Here is an 18,425-nt window from a genome sequence, read left to right as displayed (position 1 = left end):
GCTGCCCGGCCCACCGCCGTCGTCGTGGTGCGGGAGCTGTGCCCGCCGCCGCGCTACTCGAACGTGAGCTTCGGGGGCGCCTGCCGGAATCCCTTCGTGCGGACGGCCAGGAAGATCACGCCCACCACCATCCAGCACACGCCCACCGTGAAGGACGTCGGTGCGAGGGAGGTCCAGAGCCAGATCGTCAGGGCGAAGCCGATGAGCGGCAGGGCCAGGTGGATCAGCAGATCGCGCGGAGTGCGGCCCTTTCGGTCCCAGATGAAGTACTTCACCACGGACAGGTTGACCATCGAGAAGGCGAACAGCGCGCCGAAACTGATCATGGTCGCCGCGATCTCCAGCGAGAGGACCAGGGAGAGCAGCGACACCACGGACACCGACACGGCGGCCAGCACGGGCGTGCCGAAGCGCGGGTGCAGCTTGCCGAAGGCGCGGGGCAGAAGCCCGTCGCGGCCCATGGCGTAGATGATGCGGCTGACGCTCACCTGGCTGGTCATGGCCGAGCCGATGCAGCCCGCCACGAACACCGCGATGAAGATGGCGCTCAGCACGGGACCGCCGACCTTCTCGATCAGCTCGATGCCCGCGGTGTCCAGGGAGGCGAAAGCGTGCCAGTCGGGGAAGACGAGGCCGCCGGCCCAGGCGACGGCGATGAAGATGACCCCGCCCAGCACCGTGGTGATGACGATGGCGCGCGGGATGTTCCGCTGCGCGTCCCGGGCGTCTTCGGAGAGGGTGGAGACGGCGTCGAACCCGAGGAACGACAGGGCCAGCACGGCCGCGCCGGCGAAGATCGGGCCCACACCGCCGGAACCGGTCTCGAACGGGGCGAGCACCGAGGGCGCGGGATTGCCGGAGAGGTACGAGACGGCCAGGGCGATGAACACCACGATGATCGCCACGGCCATCGCGACGATCACGCCGCTGAACTTGCCCACGAACTTCACGCCCAGCGCGATGAACGCCAGCACGGCGACCACGCTCGCCAGCGAGAACACCCAGCCCGGCACGGCCGGGAACGCCGAGTTCAGGTAGAGGCCCACGAGCAGGAAGTTGATCATCGGCAGGAACAGGTAGTCCAGCATGAGCGTCCAGCCGGTCACGAAGCCGAGATGCCCGCCGAACGTCTGGGTCGTGTAGGAGTAGGCGCTGCCCGCGGCCGGGATGACCCCGGAGATTCGGGCGTAGCTGAGGGCCGTGAAGAACATGGTCGCCAGGGCGACCACATAGGCAGCCGCCAGGTGTCCGTCGGTGATCTGGGTGACGGTGCCGAACGTCGTGAACACGGTCACGGGGGCCATGTAGCTCAGGCCGAACATGACCAGGGCGGCCAGGCCGAGGACACGGCGGAGCTGCCGGGGGCGGTCGCCGGGAACCAGGCCGGCCTGCGCCGGGGGTTCGAGAGGGGTGGATGCCATGGGGAGGTCTTTCTGTCGGGGAGGCTCGCTGGATCTGTTCGGCGTGCGGCTCAGCGCGCGGCGGGGAGCAGCGCGGTGTGGGTGCGGCGTCCGGCCAGCCAGGTGCCTTTCACCTGGATGTCCTGGATCTCCTCCTGGGCCACGTCCCGGGGATCGTGGGAGAGCAGCACCAGGTCGGCGCTCAGGCCGGGGCGCAGCGAACCCCAGCGGTCTTCGGCGAACGCCTGATGGGCGACGCCCGAGGTGTACGCGGCGAGGGCGGCGTCGACGTCGACGCGTTCGGTGGGCAGCCAGCCGCCCGCGGGCAGGTGGTCGGGGGTCTGGCGGGTGACCGCCGTCGCGAGTCCGGGCACCGGCTCGTGGCAGGTGACGGGCCAGTCGCTGCCGAAGGACACCGCGACGCCCCGTTCCACGAGGCTGCCGATGGGGTACTGGCGTTCGGAACGCGGGCTGCCGAGACGCGGGATGGTGAGGAGGTTCATGACGTCGTCCTCGCGGGCCCAGAGCGGCTCGAAGTTGGCCACGACCCCCAGCTCCGCGAAGCGCGGGACGTCCTCGGGGTCGATGACCTGCAAATGTGCCAGCACGGGACGGCGGTCGCGGGGGCCGTTGCGCCGCGCCGTCTCTTCGATGCCGTCCAGCGCCATCCGGATGGCGCCGTCACCGATCGCGTGGATGTGAGCCTGGAAGCCGAGACGGTCGACGGCGGCGAGCGCGTCGTTCAGCTCGTCCTGGCTCCAGTTGGGCAGCCCCGTGTCCTCCGGGGAGTCCGCGTACGGGCTCAGCATGCAGGCGGTGTGGCTTTCGATGATCCCGTCGGCGAAGAACTTGATGGTCTGCGCAGTCAGCAGATCGGACCCGACCGCCTGGACGGCCTCGCGCGCCGCGACGAAGGCGTCCAGATTCTCGCGCCAGCGGCCGGGCTCGGCCAGGAACGCGAGGTTGAGCCGGGTGTTGAGCCGGCCCTGCCGCGCGGTCTCGAGGTACACGTCCAGATGCTCCAGGGCGGCCCAGGCGTCCTGCACCCAGGTGATCCCGGAGGCAGCGAGCGTCCACGTGGCGCTTTCCAGGGCGGAGACGCGCCGGCTCAGCGAGTATCCCGGCGCGACGCGCTCCACGAGTTCCAGCGCGCCGTACTCCTGAAGGGTCCCGAGGGGACTGCCGTCCTCGCGCCGGACGATCCGGCCGCGGTCCGGATCCGGGGTCCCGGCGTCGATCCCCGCCGCACGGAGCGCCGCCGAGTTGACCCACAGCGTGTGGTAATCCCAGGCCTTGAGCACCACGGGACGGTCCGGCACCGCCTCGTCGAGCCAGGCGGCGTCGAAGAGGCCGCCCGGGGCGAGCGTGGCGTCATAGCTCGCGCCGATGATCCAGTCCTGGTCCGGGTTCTCCTCCGCATACGCGGCGACGGCGGCCACGATCTCCTCGACGGACCCGCACGAACGGATCTGGGGCCCGAGGTCCTCCATCCCGCCGAAGAGCGGATGCGCGTGGCCGTCCGCGAAGGCGGGACCCAGGAAGGCGCCGTCCAGGTCCACGACGTGGTCCGCCTGATCGAGCATGGCTTCGGCGTCCGCGCCGACGGCTTCGATGACGCCGTCGCGGACGGCGAGGGCGGTGGCGTCGCCGGGCGCGGCTTCACCGGGCGCGGCTTCGCCGGGCGCGGCTTCGCCGGGCGCGTCAGCCTGGCCGTTGGCGCTGCCCTGTCCGGGGATGCGGGGATCGGCCGCGACCACGCCGCCGTGGAAGACTGTCAGGACCATTCGAACTCCAAATATTTAATGGGATTAAATAATTGTGGATCACAGTAGTCTGTGATGTGCGCAACACGCAAGAGGGGACAGTCATGATGTCAACCGCGCCACGACGGGCGGGGCGGCCCAAAAGAAGTGTGCTGGACCGGGACCTGATCGTCCGGACCGCCTTTGACGTGCTTCGACGCACCGGGCCCGAAGACTTCACCATGGCCGCGCTGGCCGGCGAGCTCGGCGTCAAGACCCCGGCGCTGTATCACCATGTGGGCAATAAGACCGAGGTCCTGAGCTCCATGCGCGAACTCATCACGTCCGGGATCGACCACTCCGGCTTCGGGACCCTCCCCTGGCTCGATGCCACGCGCCGCTGGGCCCGCTCCTATCGCACCGCCTTCGCCGCCCATCCGCACGCGATCGCCCTCCTGGCCACGACCCCCGTCACCGGCGCCAACCCCACGCTGAGCATGTACGAGGCCGTCACCCGGGGCTTCCTCGACGAAGGATGGCCCGAGGAACTCGTGGTCAGCGCCATCGTGTCCCTGGAGAGCTTCATCCTCGGCTCGGCCCTGGACGCCGTGGCGCCCGCCGACATCTTCGACACCGGCGACTTCGCCGTGCAGGTCCCCGTCTTCACGCAAGCCCTCGCTGTCCGGCAGCGGTTCCTCGGCCGGGAGGACGACGCCTCCTACGCGACGGCCGTGGCCGACCAGGCGTTCGACCTGGGCCTGGACGCCTTCCTCGCCGGACTCTCCAACTCGCTCGACCGGCTCCGCAACAGTCCCGGCGAGGCGCCGGCCGCCCGATAGAATGACCCGGATGGCACTCGCCATCCACCCTGATCTTCGCGTCCCGGGCCATGCCCGGTGAAGCGAAACGTGCCCAGTGTGAACCATGCCCACAGAAGGAGGAGCCGTGCCCTCATCGCGCCGACTCCTCCGGCGTCCTGCGCCCTTCCACCTGCTGCGGACCGGACTCCTGAGCACCGGCATCCTCGCCCTCGCGGCAGGGGCCCACACCCTGGCCGGGGGTGCGCTTCCCGCGCCGCCGATCCTCGCCGCCCTGCTCGCGCTGACCCTCCTGGCCTCGGTCCTGGCGACCAAGATCCGCCTCGGACTCCCGGCCATGACCGCTGTGCTCGGCGCCGGTCAGGTGCTGCTCCACGAGGCGTTCACCGCACTGGCCGGCCCGGGCACGCCCCAGGCCACTCTGCCGGCCGTTCATCAGCACGACGACGGTGCCGCCCTGACCGGCGCGCTGCAGCACCTCTCCCCCGCACTCGGACACTCCGCGGCGCATGACTCCCTGGCGCACGACCCGGGGATGCTCCTGGCCCACACCGTGGCCACCCTCCTGACGGCACTCCTGCTGGCCCGGGGCGAGGCCGCCCTCTGGGCCCTCGCCGCGTGGCTGCGCCCCCTCTTCCGGGTTGCGAAGACCCCGGCCCTTCCGATCGCCGGGCGGGCACTCCGGGCTCCCTTCGCACCCGAGCCGCCGCGGCTTCCGTGGCGCACCCTCCGCCGTGACAGGCTCCGCGGGCCGCCGCGCGTCGTCGTCCTCTGACGACCGCCAGCATGCCCTTACCGGTATATACGCCGGAGTACATATTTTTGGCACGCCTTCGAGCGCGCCGCGAAAGGCCACCATGTCACGCATCCTGAAGTCCACCCTGTCCGTCGCCGGCGCCCGCAGCCCTCCTCCTGGGAACCGCCGCAGCAGCCAGCGCCCACGTCGGGGTCACGCCGGACAAGACCGGAGCCGGCTCCTACGCCCTCCTGACCTTCGGCATCCCCCACGGCTGCGACGCCCAGCCGACCACGAAGGTCACCATCAGCCTTCCGAAGGAACTCGACGACGCCACCCCCACGGTGAACCCGAACTGGACCATCCAGAAGGTCACCGAGAAGCTCCCCGAGCCCAAGAAGCTCGAGACCGGCAACTCGATCACCACCCGCACCAAGGCGATCGTCTACACGGCCAAGACCCCGCTCGATCCGCACCAGCGCGATGCCCTCGTCCTGTCCGTGAAGGTGCCCAGCACCCCGGATGCGACGCTCTACTTCCCCACCCTCCAGGAGTGCAGCACTGGCTCGACGAACTGGAACCAGATCCCGGCCGCCGGCCAGGACGAGGAGTCCGTCAAGTCCCCCGCCCCGTCCTTCAAGGTCACCGCCGCTTCCGCGGGCGGTGAGCACGGCGGTCACGGCGCCGCGACCCCCGAGGCCGCCGCTCCGGCTTCCTCCACGAGTGACGACGGCGCTTCCGCCGCCCGCTCCTGGGTGGGCCTGGGCGCCGGCGTCGCGGGCCTCGTGCTGGGCGGTGTGGCACTCGTCCGCACCCGTCGCGCCGCCACGAAGTAGACGCCGCCGGAACGGTTCCTGAGGCCACGCCGGCCCGGGCGCCGGTCCACCGCATCAACCGGTGGACCCGCCCCGGGCCGGTCGTGGCCTTTTTGTTTCCCCAGCTCAGGCGTCACAGGACTAGGGTGGGTTCCATGAGCACTCCGAGGAAGTTCCTGACGTCACGAACCTTCCCTCTCGGGGCCGCAGCGACGGTCCTCGTACTGGGGATGGCCGCCTGCAGCACCCCGGGAAGCGGCAGCAGCCCCTCCCCGTCCAGCGACTCGCCGTCGCCCACCATGACGACGCCTGAACCGAGCGCCACCACTCCGTCCAGCTCACCGTCGGCCACGGCCACCCCGCCGCCCGTCACCACCACTCCGCCGGTCGCTGCGCCCAAGCCCTGCGCCGGCGGCTCCCTCGCCGCGTCCCTGAACACGGCAGGCGGCGGAGCGGCGGGCAGCGTCTACGGCACTCTGACGCTGAAGAACACCGGTGGCGTCACGTGCACCGTGACCGGATTCCCCAAGGTCGAGCTGGTGCCGGGCACGGCCGCTCCCGCGATCGGCGCTCCGGCCGAGCAGGACGCGTCCGTTCCGGCGGCCACCGTCACCCTCGCGCCCGGCCAGGCCGCGGGCGCTCAGCTGCGGTACAGCCAGGCAGGCCTGCACCCGGACTGCGTCCACGTGGCGGCACACCAGTACCGCGTCTATGCGCCGGGTTCCAGCGATCCGCTGTTCATCCCCGTCACGGTGGACGGCTGCTCGAACGCCGCGGTGAAGCTCCTCACCGTCCAGGCCCTCAAGGCCGCCTGAACCTCACGGCCGATTCTCGCGACTTCGCCTCCCCGGACCGCCGCCCAGCGGCCCGGGGAGGCCGCGTGCAATTCCTGTCAGACCCCTACGGCAAGATGGTCCCATGTCATACGAAGCGCTGAAGGACGGTTCCGGGAGCACTCCCGCAGAGGTCCTGTCGCGCTTCGGAAAGGCCACCCGACAATGGTTCCTGGGGGCGTTCGCCGCGCCCACCCGGGTCCAGGAGGAAGCCTGGCACGCCATTTCCCAGGGTCACCACGCCCTGGTGGTCGCGCCCACCGGTTCCGGCAAGACGCTCGCGGCGTTCCTGTGGGCCCTGGACCGGCTGATCCACGGCCCGCTCGCCGGGGACGAGGACGCAGCCTCCGCCGCTCCGCCTCAAGATGGCACCTTGGACGTCCCGGATCTCCCGGCGCCGGATCTGTCAGCGACGGAGAAGCCTCCCGCGAAAGGGACAGCCAAGCCCCGCACCAAAGTCCTCTACATCTCCCCTCTCAAAGCGCTCGGCGTGGACGTGGAACGCAACCTCCGTGCCCCGCTGATCGGCATCACCCAGACGGCCAAGGGCCTGGGTCTGCCCGCGCCGAACGTGAGTGTGGGCGTCCGCTCCGGTGACACCCCCGCCAACGAACGCCGCAAACTGCTGAGCCATCCGCCGGACATCCTCATCACCACGCCCGAATCCCTCTTCCTCATGCTGACCTCCAGCGCGCGGGAGACGCTCACAGGCGTGGACACGGTCATCCTGGACGAGGTCCACGCGGTGGCCGGCACCAAGCGCGGCGCCCATCTGGCGGTATCGCTCGAACGGCTCGACGCCCTGCTGGACCGGCCCGCCCAGCGGATCGGGCTGTCCGCCACCGTGGAACCCCGGGACCTCGTCGCGCGGTTCCTCGGCGGGGAGTCCCCTGTGTCCGTGGTGGCCCCTCCGGCGTCGAAGACGTGGGAACTGACCGTGAGCGTGCCGGTGGAGGACATGTCGGACCTGCCGGCGGCGGCCTCGGCACACGACCTCGGGCCGGCCTCGGGGCTCCAGCCACAGGCCTCGATCTGGCCCCATGTCGAAGAGAAGATCGTGGACCACGTGCTGGCCCGCCGCTCCACCATCGTCTTCGCGAACTCCCGACGCCTGGCCGAACGGCTCACCGCACGGCTCAATGAGATCTATGCGGAGCGCCAGGTCGAAAGCGCCTGGGCGGACGGCGCCAACGTGGACGGGCTCGACGGCGGGCAGCCGCACGACGGACTGGCCGACGGTGAGCTCCCCGATGCCGGCCTCCCCCGCTCGGCTGCGGAAGCCGTGGCGGCCGCCGTCGAACGTCTGCGGGACGCCGAGAATCTGCGGGATAGCAGTCCGGCGTCGACCGCGACCCCGGCCCACATGATGGCCCAGGCCGGTCAGACCTCCGGGGCCGAACCGATCCTGGCCCGCGCGCACCACGGCTCCGTGTCGAAAGAACAGAGGGCGCAGATCGAGGACGATCTGAAGTCCGGACGGCTGCGCTGCGTCGTCGCGACGTCCAGCCTGGAACTCGGCATCGACATGGGCGCCGTGGACCTGGTCATCCAGGTCGAGTCGCCGCCGTCGGTCGCGAGCGCCCTTCAGCGCGTGGGCCGCGCCGGGCACCAGGTGGGCGAGGTCAGCCAGGGCGTCCTGTTCCCCAAGCACCGCGCCGATCTGCTGCACACGGCCGTGACCGTCGAACGCATGACCGCGGGCAAGATCGAGCGGCTCAGCATCCCTCAGAATCCCCTGGACATCCTGGCCCAGCAGACGGTCGCGGCCACCGCTCTGGGGCCGATCGACGTCGAACAGTGGTTCTCCGTGGTCCGCCGCTCCGCGCCCTTCTCGGCGCTGCCCCGCGGGGCCTTCAACGCGACCCTGGATCTGCTCGCCGGGCGATACCCGAGTGACGAGTTCTCCGAGCTCAGGCCGCGCATCATCTGGGACCGGAACGCCGGGACCATCGAGGGCCGGCCCGGCGCCCAGCGTCTGGCCGTGGTGTCCGGCGGGACCATCCCGGACCGCGGCCTGTTCGGCGTCTATCTGGTGGGCGAAGAGGATTCGAAGTCCAGCAAACGCGTCGGTGAGCTGGACGAGGAGATGGTCTACGAGTCCCGTGTGGGGGACGTCTTCGCACTTGGCGCCACGAGTTGGCGGATCGAGGACATCACCTTCGACCGCGTGCTCGTCACGCCGGCCTTCGGCCAGCCGGGCAAGCTGCCGTTCTGGAAAGGCGACTCCCTGGGCCGCCCCCTGGAACTGGGACAGGCGCTCGGCGAATTCATCCGGGAGGTGTCCGGCGCGGACGAATCGGCCGCCGTCGCGCGCTGCGAAGGCATCGGCCTGGACCCCTACGCCGCGGGCAATCTCGTGGCCTATCTGACCGAACAGCAGCAGTCCACCACAGTCGTGCCGAACGACCGCGCCCTGCTCGTCGAGCGCTTCCATGACGAGCTGGGCGATTGGCGCGTGGTCCTGCACAGCCCGTTCGGCATGCCGGTGCACGCGCCGTGGGCCCTGGCCGTGGGCCGCAGACTGCAGGAGCGGTACGGGCTGGACGGCTCGGTCATGGCCGCCGACGACGGCATCGTGCTGCGCGTGCCCCTCATGGAGGACGAACCGCCGGGCGCGGAACTGTTCCTCTTCGAACCCGAGGAACTCGAACGGATCGTCACGGAGGAGGTGGGCGGCAGCGCCCTCTTCGCCTCGCGGTTCCGGGAGTGCGCCGCACGGGCGCTCCTGCTCCCGCGGCAGACGCCCGGCAAGCGCCAGCCCCTCTGGCAGCAGCGCCAGCGCGCCGCGCAATTGCTGGACGTGGCGAAGAAGTACCCGCAGTTCCCCATCGTCCTGGAAACCGTGCGCGAATGTCTCCAGGACGTCTACGACCTTCCGGCCCTCCAGGACGTGGCCGGGCGCATCGAACGCCGCGAGATCCAGATCTCCGAGACCACCACCTCCCAGCCGTCCCCGTTCGCCCGCAGCCTCCTCTTCGGCTACGTCGCCCAGTTCCTGTACGAGGGCGACTCCCCGCTCGCGGAGCGCCGGGCCGCGGCCCTGTCCCTGGACTCCGGACTGCTCAATGAGCTCCTGGGGCGCGTCGAACTGCGCGAGCTGCTCGACCCGGCCGTGGTCGAACAGACCGGGCTCGAACTGCAGCGGCTCCTGCCCGACCGCCGGCTGCGGGGGGTCGAAGGAACAGCCGATCTGCTCCGGCTCCTCGGCCCGCTCACCGTGCCGGAGATCGCGGAACGTCTGCAGGATCCTCAGGACGCCGGGGAGCATGCGCGACAGCTGGTCGCGACGGGCCGAGCGCTGCGCTTCAGCCTGCGGGGCCGCGAACATCTGGCCGCGGTGGAGGACTCCGCCCGGCTGCGTGACGGGCTCGGCGTGCCGCTCCCGATGGGTGTCCCCCTCGCCTTCCTCGAACCGGTGGCCGATCCGCTCGGTGACCTGGTGGGCCGCTACGCCCGCACGCACGGACCCTTCACGACGGCGGAACTCGCCACCCATCTCGGCCTCGGAACCGCTGTGGTGCTGTCCGTCCTCAAGCGGCTCGCCGCCGACGGCCGGGTGGTGGAGCGCGAATTCCGGCCGCATCCCGAGCTGGTCTCCGGGCCCGATGCGGCACCCGCGGAAGAAGCCTCGGACGATGCCACGGACATCAGCCACAGCGAGGCGTTCCCGGACCCGAGCCTTCCCGGCGGCGCGTCCACCGGCGAGACGGCCCGCCTGGTCGGTGGGCAGGAGTGGTGTGACGCCGAGGTGCTCCGGAGGCTCCGCCGTCGTTCGCTCGCCGCCTTGCGCGCGGAGGTGGAACCCGTGGACGCCCAGGCGTTCGGCCGATTCCTCCCGTCCTGGCAGCACGTCGGCACGTCCCGCAGCCCCGCGGCCCTCCGGGGTCTCGACGGCGTCCTGACCGTGGTCGACCAGCTCGCCGGGGTCCCCATCCCGGCCTCCGCCTGGGAGACCCTGGTGCTCCCTGCCCGCATCCGCGACTACGCCCCCACTCTCCTGGACGAACTCATGGCGAGCGGCGAAGTGCTCTGGACCGGCACGGCGTCGCTGCCCGGCAACGACGGCTGGATCAGCCTGCACCTGGCGGAATCCGCGGCGCTGACCGTGAATCCTGCGCTCGAGTTCGACCCGACAGCACCCCAGGAACGCCTCCTGGAACACCTCGCCGGCGGCGGCGCGTACTTCTTCCGTCCGCTCAAGGAGAGCGCGGGAGGACTCGATGCGGTGCTCACGGATGAGGAGATGATCGCTGAACTCTGGGGGCTGGTCTGGGCGGGGCGCGTCACCGGGGACACGTTCGCCCCGGTTCGAGCGCTCCTCGCAGGAGGCGGGACGGCGCACAAGCAGGCGCCCAGGCCATCCCGCGCCCGGCCGCTCCGCCGCTCGCGCCTCGGCGGGACGGGTGGATTCCCCGGCGCCGGACTGGACGGCCCCGGGATGGCGACGGTTCCTCCCCTCGGCGCGGGGCGCTGGTCCGCGGTCATGCCGCAACCACTCGACCCCACGGTCCGCGCACACGCACTGGCCGAGCTGCTCCTGGACCGCTACGGCGTCCTGACCCGCGGGTCCGTCGTCTCCGAACAGGTGCCCGGCGGATTCGCCCTCCTCTACCGCATCCTCAGCAAACTCGAGGAGAGCGGCCGGACCCGCAGGGGCTACTTCATCGAGAAGCTCGGGGCCGCTCAGTTCTCCGTCCCCGCCACGGTGGACCGGCTGCGGTCGTTCTCCGAGGACGGCGCCATCCTGGCCGCGGAGGACCGCCCGCATACCGCGGTGACGCTCGCTGCCACGGACCCGGCCAACCCCTACGGCGCGGCCCTGCCCTGGCCGACGCTCGACGGCGCTGCCAGCGGGCACCGGCCCGGACGGAAGGCCGGCGCCCTCGTGGTTCTGGTGGACGGACGCCTGGTCCTCTACGTCGAGCGGGGCGGGAAGACCCTCCTCAGCTTCACGGAGGACGAGGCCCTGCTGACCGAGGCCGCATCCTCGCTCGTCACGACGGTCCGGCGCGGCGCGGTGGACCGGCTCGCGATGGAGAAGGTCAACGGCCGGGACCTCCTGGACACCCCGCTGGCCGCCGCCTTCCTCGCCGCGGGTGCCTACTCGACGCCCCGAGGAGTGAGGATCCGTGCCTGAGGGGGATTCCGTCTGGCGCGCCGCGTCCCTGCTGGATGCCTTCCTGCGCGGCACCACGCTGCTCGCCAGCGATTTCCGCGTGCCCCGCTTCGCCACGCTGGACCTGAGCGGGTGGCGCACCGACGAGGTCGTGGCCCGCGGCAAGCACCTCCTGCATCGACTCTCCCCGCCGGAGGGGGTCGACCGTGAGGGTCTGACGATCCATTCGCACCTCAAGATGGAGGGCGCGTGGCAGTGCTACGAGCCGGGTGAGCGCTGGCGGAAACCCGGCCACACCGCCCGGGTGGTCCTGCGCACCGAACGGGGCTCCGCCGTCGGGTTCTCCCTCGGCATCCTCGAGGTGCTGAAGACGTCCGCCGAATCCAGCGTGGTGGGTCACCTCGGCCCCGATCTGCTGGGACCGGACTGGGACCCCGCGACGGCGGAGGCGAACCTGCGGGCCGAACCCGCCCGGCCGCTGGGCCTCGCCCTGCTGGACCAGCGGGTGATGGCGGGCGTCGGGAACATCTACCGGAACGAGCTCTGCTTCCTGGCCGGCCTCCACCCCGCGGCACCCGTGCAGGCCCTTCTGGACCGCACGGGAGCGCCTGACGGCACACTGGACCTGACCGGCGTCGTGGCGGAGGCCCATCGCCTGCTGGACATGAACCGTGAAACCCCCGCCCGGCAGACGACGTCGATGCCGCAGGGGATCCGGCCCGCGGGCGGGGGTTCCTGGCCCCGGTATCACGTGTACGGCCGGGCCCGACAGCCCTGTCTGAGGTGCCGGACGCCCATCCGGGAAGGCTCGCTCGGCGAGCCTGGCACCTGGACTGGGGGCACATCCGCCGCCCGGGCAGGCGGCCCGTCCCGGGGTCCCGCACGCGTGACGCAGGACCGTGTCATCTACTTCTGCCCGCGGTGCCAGCCGCTCCCGACCGATCCCACACCCCGGAGGACCCCATGACCAGCCTGGAAGACCGCCTCGAATCCATCTTCTCGGTCCGCGACCGGGAGAACATGCAGCCCACCATCGACGCGTTCCTGGAGATCCTCGCTGAGCATCCGGACCACCCCGAGGTGCTCTATCAGGTGGGCGGCGCCTACGACACCGATGGCCAGGAGTCGGTCGCGGAGGGGTACTACCAGCGGGCCATGGAGGCCGGGCTCGACGGCGAGAGCCTCCGCAAGTGCTACCTGCAGTACGGGAGCACCCTCCGGAATCTCGGCGAACTGGAGCGGTCCGCCGAAATGTTCCGTGCGGGGCGCGAGCGCTTCCCGTCCTCGCTCTCGCTGGGCGTCTTCGAACTGCTGACCCTGCATGCCCAGGGCCGTCATCATGCGGCGCTGTCGTCGGCCCTCACGCTCTTCGCGGACCACGTCGATTCTCCGGAACTCACCCGGTACGAAGCGGCGCTCCGCGGGAACGCCGAGTACCTGGCCGGTCTCGACCGCCAGACCAGCTGAGTCCCGCCGTGGACACAACAGGGCTGGATGTCCACACGGCCGTCCCGCGGGATGTCCACAAGGACGGTCACGTGGCGACAGGAGACCTCGGATCTCGCTAGGCTCGGAACAGCATTGAACGACCCACAGCTCAACCCACAGCACCGGAGGTGTTTCATGGCCGCAGCCGTCCACGAAGTCAAGGCAGTCGTCGTCCGGGAGAAGGGTGCTCCCGCGAGCATCGAGACCATCCTGGTGCCGGACCCGGGTCCCGGGGAGGCGCTCGTCGACGTCCTGAGTTGCGGCGTCTGCCACACGGATCTGCACTACAAACTCGGCGGCATCGGTGACGACTACCCGTACCTCCTGGGTCACGAATCCACGGCCGTCGTGAGTGCCGTCGGCCCGGACGTCACCGATCTGAAGCCGGGAGACCGTGTCATCCTCAACTGGCGTGCCGTGTGCGGCACGTGCCGCGCCTGTGCCAAGGGCCAGCCGCAGTACTGTTTCGCCACGCACAATGCCACCCAGAAGATGACCCTGCAGGACGGCACCCCGCTCTCGCCGGCCCTCGGGATCGGCTCGTTCGCGGAGAAGACCCTGGTCGCCGCGGGTCAGTGCACCAAGATCGATGACGACGTGGACCCGGCCGCCGTCGGACTCCTCGGCTGCGGCATCATGGCCGGCATCGGCGCCGCCATGAACACCGGCGAGGTCAAGCGCGGGGAATCCGTGGCCGTGATCGGCTGCGGCGGCGTGGGCATCGCCGCGATCGCGGGCGCCAAGCTGGCCGGCGCGACGACGATCATCGCCGTCGACCTGGATCCCGCCAAGGTGGAGCTCGCGAAGACGCTGGGTGCCACGCACGGCATCGTCTCCGGTGAGACGGACCCCGTGGAAGGCATCCGCGAGCTGACCGGGGGCTTCGGCGCCGACGTCGTGATCGACGCGGTCGGCCGTCCTGAAACCTACAAGCAGGCCTTCTACGCCCGTGACCTCGCCGGACGCGTGGTCCTGGTCGGCGTCCCCACCCCGGAGATGACCCTCGACCTCCCGCTGCTCGATGTGTTCGGCCGCGGTGGCTCCCTCAAGTCCTCCTGGTACGGCGACTGCCTGCCCAGCCGCGACTTCCCCATGCTCGTGGATCAGTACCGGCTGGGCCGCCTGCCGCTCGACGCCTTCGTGACCGAGCGCATCGGCCTGGGTGACGTCGAAGCCGCCTTCGACAAGATGCACCGTGGCGAAGTGCTGCGTTCGGTGGTGGAGCTGTGACCGCCCGCATCGACCACCTGGTCACGTCCGGAACCTTCTCCCTGGACGGCGGCACCTGGGACGTGGACAACAACGTCTGGATCGTGGGTGACGACGCCGAGGTGGTGGTCATCGATCCCGCGCACGACGCCGCGGGGATCGCCGCCGCCGTCGCAGGCCGGAAGGTCCAGGCCGTGCTGCTCACTCACGGCCATGACGACCACATCCGCCATGCCCGCGAGTTCGCCGATCTGGTGAACGCGCCGGTGCTCCTGAACCCGGCGGATCAGATGCTCTGGGAAGCCGTGTACCCGGGTACCGCCCCGGACGCGGAGATCGCGGACGGGCAGCGTTTCGAGGTCGGCGGCACCGAGCTCGTCGCTCTGCACACACCGGGACACTCGCCCGGGTCCGTGAGCTTCCACGCACCCGGGCTCGGCACGGTCTTCACCGGGGACACGCTGTTCTCCGGCGGCCCCGGGGCCACGGGCCGCTCCTACAGCGACTTCCCGACCATCATCGAATCGATCCGGGAGCGCCTCCTGTCGCTCCCGGGCGAGACGGTCGTCCACACCGGCCACGGTGATTCGACCAGTATCGGCGCCGAGGCACCGCACTTGCAGGAATGGATCGCCCGGGGTCACTGACCCCCGCACTCCCATCGATTGCTCCGTAGGATGCCGTTCCAGGCTCGAATGGAACTCCTACGGAGCAGTCGACGGGAAGCGCTCGACGGCGGGTGCCTCCACGGTCTTTCGGCGTACGCCCGGAATCGCGAACACCGGCATCAGCCACTGCACCAGGGGACCGATGCCGAAGGCGTAGGCGACCGTTCCGACACCGAGGACGCCGCCCAGAGCCCAGCCGATGGCCACGACCGTCACCTCGATCAACGTGCGGCACCTCCACAGAGGCCATCCCGTGCGCCGCGCCAGGCCGGTCATGAGCCCATCCCGGGCGCCGGGGCCGAAGTTCGCACTGATGTAGCACGCCGTGGCCACGGCGTTGAGAGCCAGGGCCCCGAGCAGGAAGACCAGCTGCCAGATCAGCCCGTCCGCCTGAGGGATGAACGGCATCGACAGATCCACGAACAGCCCCACCAGGACGGCATTGGCGAGCGTCCCCCAGCCAGGCTTCTGCCGCAGGGGGATCCAGAGCAGCAGGATGAGGAAGCTCAGCACGATGATCACCACGCCCGTGCTGATGCCAGTCAAGTGCGAGACCCCACGGTGCAGGACATCCCAGGGTGCGGTGCCCAGTCCGGCGCGGACGAAGAGGGCGATGGAGAAGCCGTACAAGGCCAGTCCGGCAATGAGCTGAGAAATCCTTCGGAACATCATGGCTCCACTCTCCCAGGAACTGGCTATGAAAAACATAGCCACTTTGGAATACTGGCTTCATGCATCAGGCCACATCCAGCACCGTCTTCGTCAGGCTGCTCGGCGAGTGGCGCCGCGGCTCGGCACCGGCGTACCGCGAGCTGGCCGACGTCGTCCGTCTTCTCATCATGGACGGCCGGCTTCCGCTCGACTCCCCGCTGCCCAGCGAACGCACGCTCGCGCTGTCCCTCGGCGTCAGCCGGACCACCGTCACCGCCGCCTACAACGCGCTGCGGGAAGAGGGATTCCTCTCGGCCGGGCAGGGCACGCGCGCCCGGACCTCGATCCCCAGCCGGACCGGCGAAGAGGATCCCTGGGCGGCCCGCACGGACTACGCGCCGGGGCTCCGCGCCCCGTACGGAGTCGTCGACTTCGCGTACGCCTGCCTCCCAGCGAACGGCGCGGCCGTGCACCAGGCCTACACCGCGGCGCTCAGTGAACTCCCCGCACTCCTTCCCGGTTTCGGCTACGACTCCTACGGTCTGCCCGAGCTCCGGGAGGCGATCGCCGCGAAGTTCACCGCCGAAGGGCTGCCCACCACCATGGACCAGGTCATGGTCACCGGCGGGGCGCAGCAGGCCATGGCCCTCGCACTGGCGGCATTCGTCGCCCCGGGCAGCCGCGTCCTTGTGGAACACCCCAGCTACCCTCACGCATTGGATGCGATCGGCGCCCGGCAGTGCAAAGCCATCCCGCTCGCATTTCCTCTGTCGAACGGCTGGGACGTCGACGGATTCGAGGCGGCCCTGACACGGCACCGGCCTGCCGCCGCGTACCTCATCCCGGATTTCCAGAACCCCACCGGTCGGCTCATGCCCGCCGAACAGCGACGCCGCGTGGCCCGGGTCGCCGCAGCGTCGGGCACCGTGCTGATCGCCGATGAGACGCTGCGGGACATCGACTTCGACGGTATCGCTCCCCCACACCTGGGGGCGTATGCTTCCGGCGTCGTCACGATCGGTTCCCTCAGCAAGACCCACTGGGGTGGCCTGCGCATCGGCTGGGCCCGATCCTCAGCCGAGAACATCCAGCGCATGGCCCGGGCCAGGACTCCTCTGGACCTCGGCGGACCCGTGGCCGAACAACTGGCCGGCCGTCACATCCTCCAGCGCGACCTGCCGGGCCTCGGACCCCGGTTGACCGAACTGCGAACTCAGCGGGACACCCTGCTCGCGCTCCTGGAGGAACACCTGCCCGAATGGCGGACCGAAGTCCCCGACGGCGGGCTGTCCGTGTGGTGCAGGCTCCCGCGGCAGGGCGCCCACGGCGAGGCCGTGAGCAGCGCGGCGCTGACCCTCTTGGCGGCCCAGCGCGGGGTGCGCCTGGCCGCGGGGCCGCGATTCGGCGTCGGCGGGGCTTTCGAGCACTTTCTGCGGCTCCCGTTCACGCTGCCGGCAAGCGATCTCGAACGCGGCGTCCTGGCCCTCAAGGACGCGCAGGCTCAGCTGCTCAGCACCCCCGGACTCCGCCGTCGGCTGCCGGATCCGCCCGCCGTCGCGATCGCCTGACCCCACCCCCAAAAAAAGATCGACTGCTCCATAGGATGCTTTTCCCCGCCGATTCCGGCCCGGAATGACTTCCTAGGGAGCAGTCGATCCGGGGGCGCCGCGCTGGATCCGCTCGCGCGCGGTGCCGGTCCCCCGCCCGACCGGAACGTGCTGCGTGGCGGCGGCGAGACCGAAACGGGGCATGTCGCTGTAGACGGTCTCGAAATCACCGGGCCGGACCCGGTACGTCTCATGCCAGACCCCGACATCGCCGCTTCCCGCCAGCTCCTTCATGAAGCGGCGCCACGGTTCGAGATGGGGCGCCTCCCGATCCGCCGCGAAGCGATTGAGATGCTCCGGACTCTCCCAGTAGCTGAGGATGATCGTGGTCCGCCCGAACCAGGTGTGGAATCCGAGCATGCCCGCCTCGGGAGTGCGCGCCAGATGCGCGAGCATCTTCGGCATGGCGGACGTCACCTGGGCGATGCGACCCAGCTTCCACCAGCGGTTCGCCCGCATGCCGATGAGGAACACCGTCACCTCGCGGTGCACGTCGCCCCGCCCAGTTCGATCACTCTGCCCGGCCGGATCCTTCAGAGCCGCCGTGTACCGGCCCGGGAAAACTGTGGAATTCATGACGCCTCCGTTTAGTAACGTTGTTACAAAACAAGGTTATGAAACAATGTCAGGCATGGCAAGACCTGTGATTCATAACGATCAGCTCCGGCTCACCCTCCTGGACACCACGGCCGCCCTCGTCGCCGAACGCGGCCCGGCCGGGGTGACCCTCCGCGATCTCGCCGCGGCCGCAGGCACCTCGACCACCGCGATCTACTCACTCTTCGGCGGCAAGGCGCAGCTTCTGGAGGCGGTGGTGAACCACGGATTCGCCTCCTTCGGCGCCGCGCAGGAAGCGGCCGCCGACGGCGGGCTCCGCGCCCTGGGCATCGCCTACCGCCGGTGGGCGCTGGACCACCCCGCCCTCTACCGCCTCATGTTCGGCGGCCTCCTGAATCTCAAGGAGAGCCGCCAGGATCCGCCGGAGCCGGAATCCGAGATCACCCTCCAGCCCTTGCTGTCCGCTATCCGAGCCGGTCAGGAGCGGGAAACCCTGCGCGACGGCTCACCTCAGGAGATGGCCGCGGTCATCTGGGCCCAGGTCCACGGAATGGTCAGCCTCGAGATGGCCGGCCTGGGCTCACCGACCGCCGACCGGGACGCCCAGTACCTGGCCGCCCTCGACGCGATCGAACGCGCCTGGGCCAGCTGACGTCCACTCGTCCCACCCCACCCCGAGCCCTCCCTCACGCCCCCCACACAGATCGACTGCTCCATAGGATGCTTTTCCACACCGGAATCGGCGGAAAACGACATCCTATGGAGCAGTCGATCAGGGGGTGAG

The 18,425-nt window shown here is 70.3% G+C and carries 15 protein-coding genes; 11 read left to right on the top strand and 4 right to left on the bottom strand.

Annotated features, from left to right (window positions below; translation table 11 throughout):
• Positions 1 to 53 precede the first annotated feature (53 nt).
• A complete protein-coding gene (locus QFZ52_RS01610) occupies positions 54 to 1,421 on the bottom strand; it encodes an APC family permease (protein ID WP_307495882.1) in 1,368 nt (455 codons plus the stop codon).
• Between the two features lie 50 nt (positions 1,422 to 1,471).
• Positions 1,472 to 3,184, bottom strand: a complete 1,713-nt coding sequence (locus tag QFZ52_RS01605) for an amidohydrolase (protein WP_307495881.1) — start codon at positions 3,182 to 3,184, stop codon at positions 1,472 to 1,474.
• An 83-nt stretch (positions 3,185 to 3,267) separates the two neighbouring features.
• Here QFZ52_RS01605 and QFZ52_RS01600 point away from each other — a divergent pair, with 83 nt between their 5' ends.
• The 9 genes from QFZ52_RS01600 to QFZ52_RS01560 all read left to right on the top strand — a co-directional run bounded on the left by QFZ52_RS01600 (position 3,268) and on the right by QFZ52_RS01560 (position 14,804).
• Positions 3,268 to 3,981, top strand: a complete 714-nt coding sequence (locus QFZ52_RS01600; RefSeq protein ID WP_307495880.1) for a TetR/AcrR family transcriptional regulator C-terminal domain-containing protein — start codon at positions 3,268 to 3,270, stop codon at positions 3,979 to 3,981.
• Positions 3,982 to 4,087: 106 nt separating this feature from the next.
• A complete protein-coding gene (locus QFZ52_RS01595; protein ID WP_307495879.1) occupies positions 4,088 to 4,735 on the top strand; it encodes a hypothetical protein in 648 nt (215 codons plus the stop codon).
• A 137-nt stretch (positions 4,736 to 4,872) separates the two neighbouring features.
• Entirely contained in the window at positions 4,873 to 5,532 is a 660-nt protein-coding gene (locus QFZ52_RS01590; RefSeq protein ID WP_307498623.1) for a YcnI family copper-binding membrane protein, read from the top strand.
• A gap of 134 nt (positions 5,533 to 5,666) precedes the next feature.
• Positions 5,667 to 6,326 (top strand): DUF4232 domain-containing protein, encoded by a 660-nt coding sequence (locus QFZ52_RS01585; RefSeq protein ID WP_307495878.1) that lies wholly within the window; start codon positions 5,667 to 5,669, stop codon positions 6,324 to 6,326.
• 103 nt (positions 6,327 to 6,429) lie between these two features.
• Entirely contained in the window at positions 6,430 to 11,481 is a 5,052-nt protein-coding gene (locus QFZ52_RS01580) for a DNA glycosylase AlkZ-like family protein (RefSeq protein WP_307495877.1), read from the top strand.
• Positions 11,474 to 12,427 carry a DNA-formamidopyrimidine glycosylase family protein gene (locus tag QFZ52_RS01575; protein ID WP_307495876.1) on the top strand — a complete coding sequence of 318 codons (954 nt, stop codon included), beginning with the start codon at positions 11,474 to 11,476 and terminating at the stop codon, positions 12,425 to 12,427. The genes QFZ52_RS01580 and QFZ52_RS01575 overlap by 8 nt, the downstream gene beginning before the upstream one ends.
• Positions 12,424 to 12,927: a tetratricopeptide repeat protein gene (locus QFZ52_RS01570; protein WP_307495875.1), complete on the top strand. Its 504-nt coding sequence runs from the start codon at positions 12,424 to 12,426 to the stop codon at positions 12,925 to 12,927. Before QFZ52_RS01575 ends, QFZ52_RS01570 begins: the two co-directional genes overlap by 4 nt.
• Before the next feature lie 156 nt (positions 12,928 to 13,083).
• Positions 13,084 to 14,178 (top strand): S-(hydroxymethyl)mycothiol dehydrogenase, encoded by a 1,095-nt coding sequence (locus QFZ52_RS01565; protein ID WP_307495874.1) that lies wholly within the window; start codon positions 13,084 to 13,086, stop codon positions 14,176 to 14,178.
• Positions 14,175 to 14,804 carry an MBL fold metallo-hydrolase gene (locus QFZ52_RS01560; protein WP_307495873.1) on the top strand — a complete coding sequence of 210 codons (630 nt, stop codon included), beginning with the start codon at positions 14,175 to 14,177 and terminating at the stop codon, positions 14,802 to 14,804. The genes QFZ52_RS01565 and QFZ52_RS01560 overlap by 4 nt, the downstream gene beginning before the upstream one ends.
• A 57-nt stretch (positions 14,805 to 14,861) precedes the next feature.
• On the opposite strand, the gene yczE is transcribed toward QFZ52_RS01560, so the two are convergent.
• Complete coding sequence (gene yczE / locus QFZ52_RS01555) at positions 14,862 to 15,497, bottom strand: membrane protein YczE (protein WP_307495872.1); 636 nt, start codon at positions 15,495 to 15,497, stop codon at positions 14,862 to 14,864.
• A 59-nt stretch (positions 15,498 to 15,556) separates the two neighbouring features.
• On the opposite strand from yczE, the gene yczR reads away from it, so the two are divergent.
• Complete coding sequence (yczR, locus tag QFZ52_RS01550; protein ID WP_307495871.1) at positions 15,557 to 17,044, top strand: MocR-like transcription factor YczR; 1,488 nt, start codon at positions 15,557 to 15,559, stop codon at positions 17,042 to 17,044.
• A gap of 72 nt (positions 17,045 to 17,116) precedes the next feature.
• Here the strand turns inward: yczR and QFZ52_RS01545 are convergent, their stop codons facing one another.
• Complete coding sequence (locus tag QFZ52_RS01545) at positions 17,117 to 17,659, bottom strand: DUF4188 domain-containing protein (protein ID WP_307495870.1); 543 nt, start codon at positions 17,657 to 17,659, stop codon at positions 17,117 to 17,119.
• A 55-nt stretch (positions 17,660 to 17,714) separates the two neighbouring features.
• On the opposite strand from QFZ52_RS01545, the gene QFZ52_RS01540 reads away from it, so the two are divergent.
• Complete coding sequence (locus QFZ52_RS01540; RefSeq protein ID WP_307495869.1) at positions 17,715 to 18,293, top strand: TetR/AcrR family transcriptional regulator; 579 nt, start codon at positions 17,715 to 17,717, stop codon at positions 18,291 to 18,293.
• Positions 18,294 to 18,425 lie beyond the last annotated feature (132 nt).

This window comes from Arthrobacter woluwensis (genome assembly GCF_030816155.1).
Classification (GTDB): domain Bacteria; phylum Actinomycetota; class Actinomycetes; order Actinomycetales; family Micrococcaceae; genus Arthrobacter_E; species Arthrobacter_E woluwensis_A.
The sequence above is the reverse complement of the archived record's forward strand: the minus strand, read 5'-3'. Positions and strand labels throughout refer to the sequence as shown.